This is a genomic window from Pseudomonas sp. BF-R-30, assembly GCF_019956175.1.
In the GTDB taxonomy this organism is placed as follows: Bacteria; Pseudomonadota; Gammaproteobacteria; order Pseudomonadales; family Pseudomonadaceae; genus Aquipseudomonas; species Aquipseudomonas jessenii.
Genome location: NZ_JAHBDE010000042.1, coordinates 23,573 through 36,812, shown reverse-complemented (window position 1 = coordinate 36,812; position 13,240 = coordinate 23,573). Strand labels below are relative to the sequence as shown.

Sequence of the window (13,240 nt, the reverse complement as noted above, 5' to 3'; positions counted from 1 at the left end):
CAGTGATCACGTCATGACCACTGTTGCCCTTGAACCACTGGAAGGTATCGCCCCCCGCCCCCCCGGTCAGGGTGTTATTGCCCAGGCCACCAATCAGCAAGTCATCGCCGCCCCCGCCGCTGAGGATGTCGTTGCCAAGACCGCCATTGATCATGTTGTTAGTGTTGTCGCCGGTCAGGGTGTCGTTGAAGTTCGAGCCGATGAGGTTTTCGATACCGCTCAGGGTGTCAGTGCCGGCACCGAGAGTGTTTTGCCCACCCGGCAGGCTGAGGCCGACCGTCACCCCAGCCGTGGCGTGGGCGTAACTGGCCGTGTCGATACCCGTGCCGCCATCAAGGATGTCATTGCCCTGGCCGCTGAAGAGCAGATCATTGCCGGCGCCACCATGCAGCTCGTTGTTGCCGGAACCGGCAGTGAGCACATCGTTGCCGTCGCCGGCATTGATGATGTTGTTGCCCGTGCCCGCCACCAGTACGTCATCCCCACTGGTACCGGTGAGGGTATGGCCGTCCTGATAGCTGATGGTCAGGTTGGCCGAGTCGCTGCCGCCGTGGTTGTCGTTGGCGGTGTAGGTGCCGTGGTAGTCCGTGGTGACTTCGTGTGCTCCGGCGTAGTTGACGGTCATGGTCAGTTCGTAGTTTTCTGCCCCATTCTTATTGCCGCCACTGGAATTGGCGATGTTGGTCACGTGGATCTGGTAAGTGCCATCGGCGCCTGCGGTGATGGTGTCACCATCGGCGATGCTTACGAACGCCCCACCGTTGAGCGAATACTCCATCGTGATGTGCCCGTCATCCAGGTTGTGATTGAGGTTGAGTGTCTCACCTTGATTCAGCTTGACCGTGATGAAGTCTTCATTGTTGCCATTGGAGTTGTTCGCTGCGCCAAGATAACCACTGACCACCAGCAGCGCCGTCATGGTCGCCGCGTTGGCCGCAAAGGCGTTGCGCACGTTGGCCAGATTCTGGTTGCCGGGGTTGTTGTTTTCGCCGGCGAAGCTGATCGCGCCGGTGCCGGTGAAGTCCGCGCCTTTCACGACCCAGCCGGTGTTGAACGAGGTCGGTGTCGCCGAAAGTTGGTCGCCATTGGGGTCGGTGTCGTTGGCCAGCAACAGTTCGCCCGGCACCACGATGGTGCCCGAGAGCACGTTGGTGATGACGTGGTCGTCCACCGCCACCGGAGGCGCGTTGGGGATCACTTTCACGGTCAGCGTCGAGCTGGCGAGGTCGCCATCGTTGTCGCTGGCGGTGAAGCCGATGTTCTCGGTGATCACCACCGCAGTGGTTTTCTGCGAGGTGTAGTTGTAATCGCCAGTGTCGAGGTTGATCACCAACGTGCCGCCGTTGTTGGTGGCGATGCTCACCGTGTTGTTCACGGTGTTGAAGGTACCGTGGTTGGTGCCGCCGCTTGACGTCAACGAACCCTGGCCGCTGAGGGCGTTTGGATCGTAAGTGTAGGTAGTGCCGTCGACCACGATGGATTTGATGAAACCGCCATCAGCGCCGAACGTGCCGCCCTCACCCAGCAACGAACCGGTGACCGGTGAGCCGACCACGGTGCCGGACAGCACCGAGTTGAGTTGGTTGAGGTCAGTGACCACCACCGCATTGGTGTTGGTGTGGCTGATGCCGTCGTAGGCCAGCGGATCGAGGTTGGCGTTGCTCACGCCACTGCCCAGGCCGATCGCGTAGTTCTTGATGTTGTTGGCATCGAGGAAGGCTTTCAGCGCGGTTTCGTCGGCAGTGCCGATTTCCTGGCCGGTGGTGGGCTTGCCGTCGGAGAAGAAGTAGCCGACGTTTTGCGCACCGGTCAGTTTGCCCGAGGTGTTGAACGCGGCCTGCATGGTCACCACGGCCGCGTCGTAGTTGGTCCCGCCGTTCGCGGTGAGGCTGGCCAGCAGCGTCTTGGCGGTCGCGACATCGACCCACACTGAGGTCATGTCGGTAGCGCTGCTGCTGAAGGTGACGAGCTGCACTTTCACATCGCCGAGGTCATCGTATTTATCCAGCAAGGCACTGATGGCCTGCTTGGCCAGGGCCAGGCGCGACAGGCCCGACACGCCGGATGGGTCGGCCATGCTGCCGGAGACGTCGAGCACGATCAGCAGGTTGGAATCGATCTCCACCGCCGCCACCGAGCGATCCGTTGCCACCGCCTTGGGCACGTCATCGACAATGTTGACCACGATGGTGCTGGTGCTGCTGTTGCCCAGCGCATCGGTCGCTTTGTAGGTGAAGCTTTCACTCAGGCTGTTCGGCCCGTCGTTGGCATTCGGCAAGGTTTTCGGAGCCGAGGTCAGGGTGTAGGTATAGCTGCCGTCGGGGTTGATCAGGATCTTTCCGTAGGTGCCTGTCGCGCTGCCGACCAAGGTGTAGGTGAGCGCGCCGCTGGCACCCGAGACCGAACCGACCAGGGTCCCGGACGCAGTTTCGCCAGTGTTGCCCGGGTCGCTGCCGGTGACCGTACCGGCGACCAGGTCCAGCCCGTCCTTGCTCAGGTCGAGGGCTTTTTCGTAGACCGTCACGTCGCTATCGGGGTTGGCCTTGATCGTGCTGCTGGCGACGTCGATGGTGATGGTGGTGGTGCTTTCATCGCCATCGGCATCACGTACGGTGTAGGTGAACGTGTCAGTGGCGCCCGGATCGCCGACGGAATCCTGGTTGCTGTGATACACCGCGTTGCCGTTGGCATCGAGGGTCAGGTAGCCATAGGTGCCGTTGATCTGGTTACCCAGTCCGCCGATGGCCGAGGTCGAGGTGTTGCCGCCGGCACGCACGCCGACCACCGTCGCCGGACCATCGGCGCCGCTGGCGTCATTGCCCAGCACACTGATGTTGACGGTGCCGCCCTCCACTACCGACGACGAGTCAGGTTTGGCGCTCGGCAAGTCATCGATGATGTTGACGTTGATCTGCCCGGTCGCCGTGTCGCCATTGCTGTCGATAGCGACGACGTTGAAGTTCTCGGTCAGGCTGTTGGCGCCGTTGGCGGTTGGATGGGCTTCGTTATCGTTGAGGGTGTAGCTGTAGCTGACCACCCCGCTCGCCGCGTTGTAATCGGTGATGGTCAGGGTGCTGCCCAGTAGCGTAACGGCCGTTTGCGGGAAGCTGGCGGCCACGCCTCCGCTGACGACAGTGATGCCGCCCACGGTCAGGGTCGTTACGCCGTCGAGTGCAGTGACGGTGAAGGTGCCGCTCTGGGTCAGGGCCGATGCGTTGGGGTTGCTGCCGTCGCCGAGATTTTTTTCGTAGACCGTCAGCTCACCGCCATACACGTTGAGGCCGTTGAGGGTCACCGGATCGTCGTTGTTGTAGACGTTGAGCACCAGGTAGGCGGTGCTGCTGTCGCCGTCCGAATCGGTGATTGTGTAGGTGAAGGTTTCGGTGCCGTCGCCACCGCCGTGCAGGGCTTTGAAGTCGGCATCGCTGGTGTTGAGGGTGTAGGTGTAAGTGCCATTGGCATTCAGCACCAGGGTGCCGTAGGTGCCGGTGAAGGTGCCGGGGGTGATCGGCCCGGCGTTTTCGCCGAGCGGCACGCGGTCGGCGCCTTGCACGTCGTTGCTCAGCACGTTGCCGTTGAGGGTCAGCAGGGTTTCCGAAGCCGTTGATGCATTGCTGTCGTCCACGCCTTTCGGCAGGTCGTCGACGATGTTCACATCGAGGCTGCCCGTGGCGGTCGTGCCGTTGTCATCGACCACGGTCACGGCGAACTGCTCAGGCAGGGTGTTGGCACCGTTGGCGGTCGGGTGCGCTTCATTGTCGTTGAGGGTGTAGCTGTAACTGACCACCCCGCTCGCCGCGTTGAACCCGGTAATGGTCAGGGTGCTGCCCAGCGGGGTGGTGATCGATTGCGGGAAGCCGGCGGCCACGCCAGCGGTGACCACGGCGATGCCGCCGACAGTCAGGGTCGTTACACCGTCGAGGGCGGTGACGGTAAACGTCCCGCTCTGGGTCAGGGCCGATGCGTTGGGGTTGCTGCCGTCGCCGAGATTTTTTTCGTAGACCGTCAGCTCACCGCCATACACGTTGAGGCCGTCGAGGGTCACCGGATTGTCGTTGTTGTAGACGTTGAGCACCAGGTTGGCGGTGCTGCTGTCGCCGTCCGAATCGGTGATTGTGTAGGTGAAGGTTTCGGTGCCGTCGCCACCGCCGTGCAGGGCTTTGAAGTCGGCATCGCTGGTGTTGAGGGTGTAGGTGTAAGTGCCGTTGGCATTCAGCACCAGAGTGCCGTAGGTGCCGGTGAAGGTGCCGGGGGTGATAGGGCCGGCGTTTTCGCCGAGCGGTACGCGGTCGGCGCCTTGCACGTCGTTGCTCAGCACGTTGCCGTTGAGGGTCAGCAGGGTTTCCGAAGCCGTTGATGCATTGCTGTCGTACACGCCTTTCGGCAGGTCGTCGACGATGTTCACATCGAGGCTGCCCGTGGCGGTCGTGCCGTTGTCATCGACCACGGTCACGGCGAACTGCTCAGGCAGGGTGTTGGCACCGTTGGCGGTCGGGTGCGCTTCATTGTCGTTGAGGGTGTAGCTGTAACTGACCACCCCGCTCGCCGCGTTGAACCCGGTAATGGTCAGGGTGCTGCCCAGCGGGGTGGTGATCGATTGCGGGAAGCCGGCGGCCACGCCAGCGGTGACCACGGCGATGCCGCCGACAGTCAGGGTCGTTACACCGTCGAGAGCAGTGACGGTGAAGGTGCCACTCTGGGTCAGGGCCGATGCGTTAGGGTTGCTGCCGTCGCCGAGATTTTTTTCGTAGACCGTCAGCTCACCGCCATACACATTGAGGCCGTCGAGGGTCACCGGATTGTCGTTGTTGGAGACGTTGAGCACCAGGTAGGCGGTACGGCTGTCGCCGTCCGAATCGGTGATTGTGTAGGTGAAGGTTTCGGTGCCGTCGCCACCGCCGTGCAGGGCTTTGAAATCCGCATCGCTGGTGTTGAGGGTGTAGGTGTAAGTGCCATTGGCATTCAGCACCAGGGTGCCGTAGGTGCCGGTGAAGGTGCCGGGGGTGATCGGCCCGGCGTTTTCGCCGAGCGGCACGCGGTCGGCGCCTTGCACGTCGTTGGTCAGCACGTTGCCGTTGAGGGTCAGCAGGGTTTCCGAAGCCGTTGATGCATTGCTGTCGTCCACGCCCTTCGGCAAGTCATCGACGATGTTCACGTCGAGAGAACCGGTGGCAGTGGTGCCGTTGTCGTCGACCACGGTCACGGCGAACTGCTCAGGCAGGCTGTTGGCACCGTTGGCGGTTGGGTGCGCTTCGTTATCGTTGAGGGTGTAGCTGTAGCTCACCACGCCGCTCGCCGCGTTGAACCCGGTAATGGTCAGAGTGCTGCCCAGCGGGGTGGTGATCGATTGCGGGAAGCCGGCGGCCACGCCAGCGGTGACCACGGCGATGCCGCCGACAGTCAGGGTCGTTACACCGTCGAGAGCAGTGACGGTGAAGGTGCCGCTCTGGGTCAGGGCCGACGCGTTGGGGTTGCTGCCGTCGCCGAGATTTTTTTCGTAGACCGTCAGCTCACCGCCATACACGTTGAGGCCGTCGAGGGTCACCGGATTGTCGTTGTTGGAGACGTTGAGCACCAGGTAGGCGGTACGGCTGTCGCCGTCCGAATCGGTGATTGTGTAGGTGAAGGTTTCGGTGCCGTCGCCACCGCCGTGCAGGGCTTTGAAGTCGGCATCGCTGGTGTTGAGGGTGTAGGTGTAAGTGCCGTTGGCATTCAGCACCAGAGTGCCGTAGGTGCCGGTGAAGGTACCGGGAGTAATCGGGCCGGCGTTTTCGCCGAGCGGCACGCGGTCGGCGCCTTGCACGTCGTTGGTCAGCACGTTGCCGTTGAGGGTCAGCAGGGTTTCCGAAGCCGTTGATGCATTGCTGTCGTCCACGCCCTTCGGCAAGTCATCGACGATGTTGACGTTGATCTGCCCGGTTGCACTGTCGCCATCGCTGTCGGTAGCGACGACGTTGAAGTTCTCGGTCAGGCTGTTGGCGCCGTTGGCGGTCGGGTGCGCTTCATTGTCGTTGAGGGTGTAGCTGTAACTCACCACGCCAGTGGCGGCGTTGAACCCGGTAATGGTCAGGGTGCTGCCCAACGGCGTGACGGCAGTTTGCGGGAAGCCTGCGGCCACACCACCGCTGACGACAGTGATGCCGCCGACGGTCAGGGTTTGCAAGCCATCGAGGGCGGTGACGGTAAACGTCCCGCTCTGGGTCAGGGCCGACGCGTTGGGGTTGCTGCCGTCGCCGAGATTTTTTTCGTAGACCGTCAGCTCACCGCCATACACGTTGAGGCCGTCGAGGGTCACCGGATCGTCGTTGTTGTAGACGTTGAGTACCAGGTTGGCGGTGCTGCTGTCGCCGTCCGAATCGGTGATTGTGTAGGTGAAGGTTTCGGTGCCGTCGCCACCGCCGTGCAACGCCTTGAAGTCGGCATCGCTGGTGTTGAGGGTGTAGGTGTAAGTGCCGTTGGCATTCAGCACCAGGGTGCCGTAGGTGCCGGTGAAGGTGCCGGGGGTGATCGGGCCGGCGTTTTCGCCGAGCGGCACGCGGTCAGCACCTTGCACGTCGTTGCTCAGCACGTTGCCGTTGAGGGTCAGCAGGGTTTCCGAGGCAGTGCCATTGCTGTCGCCCACGGCGTTGGGCAGGTCATCGACGATGTTCACGTCGAGGGAACCGGTAGCAGTGGTGCCGTTGTCGTCGACCACAGTCACCGCGAACTGCTCGGGCAAAGTGTTGGCGCCGCTGGCGGCCGGGTGGGCTTCGTTGTCCACCAGGGTGTAGCTGTAGCTGACCACGCCGGTTACTGCATTGAACCCGGTAATGGTCAGGGTGCTGCCCAATGGAGTGGTGATCGATTGCGGGAAGCCGGCGGCCACGCCAGCGGTGACCACAGCTATGCCGCCGACGGTCAGGGTGGTTACGCCATCGAGGGCGGCGACGGTGAAGGTGCCGTTCTGGGTCAGGGCAGTGGCGTCCGGTGCGCTGCCGTCGCCGAGGTTTTTCTCGAAGACGGTCAACTCACCGCCCTCAGTATTCAAACCGCCAATCGTGATCGGGTCATCGTTGTTGTGGATTTGCAGCACCAGGTTGGCGGTGCTGCTGTCGCCATCGGCGTCTGTCAGCGTATAGGCGAAGGTTTCCGTGCCATTGCCGCCGCCGTGCAACGCCTGGAAGTCGGCATCGCTGGTGTTCAGGGTGTAGGTGTAGGTGCCGTTGGCATTCAGCACCAAAGTGCCGTAGGTGCCGGTGAAGGTACCGGGGGTGATCGGGCCGCTGTTTTCACCGAGCGTCACCCGGTCCGCGCCTTGCACGTCGTTGCTCAGTACGTTGCCGTTGAGGGTCAGCAGGGTTTCCGAGGCAGTGCCATTGCTGTCGCCCACGGCGTTGGGCAGGTCATCGACGATGTTCACGTCGAGTGAACCGGTGGCAGTGGTGCCGTTGTCGTCGACCACAGTCACCGCGAACTGCTCGGGCAATGTGTTGGCGCCGCTGGCGGCCGGGTGGGCTTCGTTGTCCACCAGGGTGTAGCTGTAGCTGACCACGCCGGTTACCGCATTGAACCCGGTAATGGTCAGGGTGCTGCCCAGTGGGGTGGTGATCGATTGCGGGAAGCCGGCGGCCACGCCAGCGGTGACCACGGCAATGCCACCGACGGTCAGGGTCGTTACGCCGTCGAGAGCGGCGACGGTGAAGGTGCCGTTCTGGGTCAGGGCAGTGGCATCCGGTGCACTGCCGTCGCTGAGGTTTTTCTCGAAGACGGTCAACTCACCGCCCTCAGTATTCAAACCGCCAATCGTGATCGGGTCATCGTTGTTGTGGATCTGCAGTACCAGGTTGGCGGTGCTGCTGTCGCCATCGGCGTCTGTCAGCGTATAGGTGAAGGTTTCCGTGCCATTGCCGCCGCCGTGCAACGCCTGGAAGTCGGCATCGCTGGTGTTCAGGGTGTAGGTGTAAGTGCCGTTGGCATTCAGCACCAAAGTGCCGTAGGTGCCGGTGAAGGTACCGGGGGTGATCGGCCCGCTGTTTTCACCGAGCGTCACCCGGTCCGCGCCTTGCACGTCGTTGGTCAGCACGTTGCCGTTGAGGGTCAGCAGGGTTTCCGAGGCGGTGCCATTGCTGTCATCGACTGCTTGCGGCACGTCGTCGATGATGCTGATTTCCAGCGTACCGGTAGCGCTGTCGCCATTGCTGTCGCTGGCCACCACGGTGACGTGTTCGACAAGACTATTGGCACCCTCGCCGCTCGCGTGGGATTCGGCACGGTTAAGGGTGTAGCTGTAACTGACCACGCCCGTGGCCGGGTCGTAACCGGTGATGGTCAAGGTACTGCCCAGAGGGGAGGTGATCGACTGCGGAAAACCTGCCGCCACACCGCCGCTGATCAAGTTGATTGCGCCGATGCTGAGGCTGGTCAGCCCGTCTGGCGCATTGATGGTGAAGGTGCCGCTTCGCGTCAGCGAAACTTCGTTCCTCGCCGAACCGTCGGCCAGGTTGGCTTCATTGACAGTCCGCTCGCCGTTCTGCTCCGACAGGCCGACGAAGGTGACCGGATTGTTCGGCACCTGCGGCGTCACCGGCGGCACCACAGGGGCTTCGTCCGCTACAGCGATGTCCGGATTAACGTTAAGGCGTTCTTCGGGAAATTCGGGAATGCCATTGAACCCGGCAGTGGGGAAGCCGATGACCGGATCGACTCGCCCGCCCACTTCTTCGAGCATGACAAAACTATGGCCACTGCCCGGGATGCCGCCCGGTACTCCGGTAGTCATGGCAGGCCCGGCAGCGGTGGCTTCAGCGGTTTGGGTCGGGTCGTCGCCCGCCGCAATGGCTTTTTGCAGCTGTTCGACATCGGTCAGTTGCGCTTCGCTCGGAGTCACCGCTTCGGTTGAGTCGATATGGGGAATCTGATTGGCGAGCAACTGCGGCGTCATCTGCATGCTGCTGTCGCGCCCGAGGGTCAGTTCCTGGCCATTTTTCAGATGTACCGCCACCGCGCCTTCAGCGCCGGTGCTCAGTCGGTCGCCAGCGAACAGCCGGTCCCCCTCGACCAAAGCACGCCGGGTGCCGTCGCTCGCAACCGCGAACACCTGACCGATGACCTTACTGACGATTCCGATGAGCGTTGCCATGTGCATTTCCTCCGCCGCCAACCGCTGTCGGCACCTTGATTGCGCGAAGAACGTGCTCATGGCTCGAGCGGGTTGTCTGGCGGATCTTGTTCCGGGTGCCGGTTTACTTGAGTAAGCCGTGGCCCCGGCAATGATCTCGCCCAGCCAGTCGCTCACGGCGCTGTTTACGATTTCGGGGAAATCCCTCTGCAATCAATGGCATCGGATCCCTATTCGCAACAACGTTGCCTGTGAGCGATGCGTAACGATCTCGAAGCACTTAAGTGACAAAAAACCGTCGCCACCAGATCGCTCGCATCCCTCCCCTCCAGCACTTCTCCGCTCTATTTCGATAAGTGGATTGGAACTTTACTCAAACCCCGATGAGCGCCCTAGAGCCCATAAAACAAGGGCTTTCTAATTGAACAATGTGCTGGATTTTGCAGAGCGCATAAGTTTTTTTTGGCATATCCGTTATGAAAAAAATTTCTTGGCTACGCTCCAGAATGTTCTTAGCTCTTTTGTTAAAGATGTGAAACAACTTTACCGGTAAATTTCGTCAAATAATTGGCGACAGACAAGCACCATCAGGAATCAGGGAGATGTACATGCGCCTATTAACCCCCGTCTGCAGCGCGGTTCTTTTGGCCATGGCCTGCTCGTCCCAAGCGCAGGCCATAACGCTGACCGAAGCGATCCAGAGCACCATTGCGACCCACCCGGAACTGGCATCCCGGGTGGACAGCCGACTGTCGGCGGATGAGGACGTGAAGGTCGCCAAAGGGGGCTTTTATCCATCGGTTGATTTGAACGCCGCCTACGGGCGCGGGTACAGCGATAACACCAATACCCGGGCGTTCGGCAATCACCACACCGAAATTCTCAATTACACCCAGTCGGAATTGCGCCTGCGGCAAATGCTCTTCGACGGGTTCAACACTTCCAATGAAGTCGAACGCACCAAAGGCGTGGTCAACTCGCGAGCCTATTACGCTCAGGGTACGGCTCAGGATCTGGCCCTGCGCACCACCGAGGTTTACCTCGAAGTCCTCAAGCGCCGCGAACTGGTGACCCTGGCCAAGAACAACCTGCAAGCGCACTTGCGGGTCAACGACCAGATCGGCCTGCGCACCCAGCGCGGCGTGGGCAGCAACGCCGATGCCGACCAGTCCAGCGCTCGCCGGGCACTGGCGGAAAACAACCTCGACACCGCCGAAGTCGATCTGGCCGATGCCGAGTCGAACTTCTATGCCGTTGTGGGGCGCATGCCCGATGAACTCGAAACCCCGCCGTCGATTCGCGGCGAAGTCCCCACCACCCTGCCCGAAGCCCAGCAGAGCATGGTGGAAAACAACCCTTACCTGAAATCCGCCCAGGCCGACGTGCAATCGGCCGAAAGCCAGTACGAAGTCGCCAAGTCGCCGTTCTACCCACGCTTCGACGCCGAGGCGGCGGTGGGCGCGAACAACAACCTGCAGGGTGACGAAGGGCACGACAACGAATGGCGGGTTGGCGTGGTGATGAACTACAACCTGTTCCGCGGCGGCAGCGACAAGGCGCGCCTGGCCTCCGACTCGCACAAGATCAACCAGGCCATGGACATCCGCAACAATGCCCTGCGCCAGCTCAACGAGAACATTCACCTGGCCTGGAACGCCATGGTCAACGCCAAGAAACAAACCCCGACCGCCCGTGAATACGCCGACACCAGTAAGCGCGTGCGCATCGCCTACCAGGATCAGTTCGGCCTCGGCCAACGGACCCTGCTGGACCTGCTCGACAGTGAAAACGAGCTCTACAACGCCAACCGTCGCTATACCGAAGTGCGCTACACCGAAGAGTTCTCGATGTACCGTGTCCTGGCGAACATGGGCCAGTTGCTGAGCAAGCAACGGGTCGTACTGCCCGCCGACGCGATCGCCCAGACCGAAGTGAAAAACGAAGCTCGTCTACCTGACATGAAGTAGTGCACGGGAGGGTTCAATGACCAGCATGGAACCCGGCAACACCGGTGTCGATCCGCGCCTGAGCTTCGATGACCCGCTTCTGGACGGTCTATTGATCCTCTGCAAACTCCACGGCGCGACGGTCAGTCGCGCCAGCCTCAGTGCCGGGCTCCCCATGGCACACCAACGCCTGAGCCTGGACCTGCTGCCTCGTGCAGCGGCCCGGGCCGGTTTGCAGGCGCGCTTGCTGCGCCGCGACCTCAAAGACATCTCCTCGCTCAACCTGCCCGTGCTGCTGCTGCTCAACAACGGCCGCACGGCTGTGCTGCGTCGTTATGGCGAGGACGGCAAGGTGCTGATCCTGCCCAGCGAAGCCGACGGCGGCGAACAATGGCTCAGCCCAGAGGAGCTGGCCGAACACTACAGTGGCCAGGCATTGTTCGCCCGGCCACGTCACGAACTCGAAGACTTGCGATCGCCGCTGGTGCCCCGGGTCCAGGCCTGGTTTCGCGATACGCTGAAGCTGTCGAAATGGCTGTACAGCGATGCGATCCTGGCGAGCTTCCTGATCAACCTGCTGGGACTGATGGTGCCGCTGTTCGTGATGCAGACCTACGATCGTGTGGTGCCGAACCAGGCCACTTCGACCTTGTGGGTGCTGGCGATCGGTTTGCTGATCGGCACGGCTTTCGAACTGGTGCTGCGAGTTGTGCGCGCGCACTTGCTGGATACCGCCGGCAAGAAAACCGATGTGATCCTGTCCGCCACCCTGTTCGAGCGCATCACCGGCATGGCGATGAAAGCACGGCCGGCGACCATCGGTGGCTTCGCCCAAAGCATTCATGACTTCCAGGGCCTGCGGGAATTTCTCACCGCCGTGACCCTCACCAGCCTGATCGACCTGCCCTTCTGCCTGCTGATGCTGCTGGTGATCGGCCTGCTCGGTGGCTGGCTGGTGGTGATCCCGATGCTGGCGTTTCCCATCACCATCATCTTCGCCATGGTGATCCAGGTGCGCCTGCGCGATACCGTGCAAAAAAGCCTCAGCCTGGGCGCCGAACGCCAGGCACTGCTGATCGAAACCCTCAGCGGCCTGGAAACCCTCAAGGCCTGCAGCGCCGAAAGCGAACGCCAGCACAAATGGGAAAGCACCCACGGCGCCCTCACCCGCCTCGACAGCCACGCGCGCAACCTCTCGGCCCTGGCCACTAACGGCACGTTGTTCATCCAGCAACTGTCCGGCATGGCAATCATCGTCGCCGGGGTCTACAGCATCATCGCCGGCAACCTCAGCGTCGGAGCCCTGGTGGCCAGTTACATGCTCGGTAGCCGGGTACTTGCACCACTGGGTCAGATCGCCGGCCTGATCACCCGCTACCAGCAAGCGCAATTGACCATGAAAAGCACCGATGCGCTGATGGGTCTGCCCCAGGAGCGCGACGCCAGACAACGGCCACTGGAGCGCACCCAACTGCAAGGTGCACTGGATGTTGTCGGCGTAACCTTCCACTACAACGGCCAAAGTGCACCCGCCCTGGCCAATGTCAGCTTCAGTGTGAAACCCGGCGAGCGCATCGGCATCATTGGCCGCAGCGGCTCAGGCAAAAGTACCCTGGCGCGCCTGGTGATGGGCTTCTATGAACCGGATGAAGGCCAGTTGCTGCTCGATGGTCTGGACTTGCGGCAACTGGACGTCGCCGACCTGCGCCATCAAATCGGTTACGTCGCCCACGACCTGCCGCTTTTGGCTGGCAGCCTGCGCGACAACCTGACCCTCGGCGCGCGCTATATCAGCGACTCACGCATGCTCGAAGTGGCAGAGATGACCGGCGTTACCGAACTGGCCCGGCAACACCCGCAAGGCTTCGACCGGCCCGTGGGTGAACGCGGGCAACTGTTGTCCGGCGGCCAGCGCCAGGCCGTATTGATGGCCCGGGCGATGTTGCTCGACCCGCCCATCATGCTTCTCGACGAACCCACCAGCGCCATGGACAACAGCAGCGAAGACGTCCTGCGGCAAAAACTTCACGGATGGGTCCAGGGCAAAACCATCCTGCTGGTGACCCACCGCACCTCGATGCTGAGCCTGGTGGACCGGCTGGTGGTACTGGACAACGGACGGATCGTCGCCGACGGTCCGAAAGACGCGGTCATCGATGCACTGCGCAAGGGCCGTGTCGGCTCTGCGGCCGTCTAG

At 61.9% G+C, this 13,240-nt stretch carries 3 protein-coding genes; 2 read left to right on the top strand and 1 reads right to left on the bottom strand.

Features of this window, described 5'->3' with window-relative positions:
• Positions 1-9,118 (bottom strand): retention module-containing protein (locus KGB20_RS20430; protein ID WP_223532955.1); only part of this gene is annotated, 9,118 nt, incomplete at its 3' end.
• A gap of 587 nt (positions 9,119-9,705) precedes the next feature.
• Between KGB20_RS20430 and KGB20_RS20425 the strand changes: the two genes are divergently transcribed.
• Both KGB20_RS20425 and KGB20_RS20420 read left to right on the top strand, forming a co-directional pair.
• Positions 9,706-11,064 (top strand): TolC family outer membrane protein, encoded by a 1,359-nt coding sequence (locus KGB20_RS20425; protein WP_150813384.1) that lies wholly within the window; start codon positions 9,706-9,708, stop codon positions 11,062-11,064.
• A gap of 16 nt (positions 11,065-11,080) precedes the next feature.
• Positions 11,081-13,240: a type I secretion system permease/ATPase gene (locus KGB20_RS20420; protein ID WP_154946877.1), complete on the top strand. Its 2,160-nt coding sequence runs from the start codon at positions 11,081-11,083 to the stop codon at positions 13,238-13,240.

Bases quoted from the DNA above. Each gene is read 5' to 3' on its own strand.
- KGB20_RS20420 (WP_154946877.1), top strand. From the start codon at position 11,081: ATGACCAGCATGGAACCCGGCAACACCGGTGTCGATCCGCGCCTGAGC.
- KGB20_RS20425 (WP_150813384.1), top strand. From the start codon at position 9,706: ATGCGCCTATTAACCCCCGTCTGCAGCGCGGTTCTTTTGGCCATGGCC.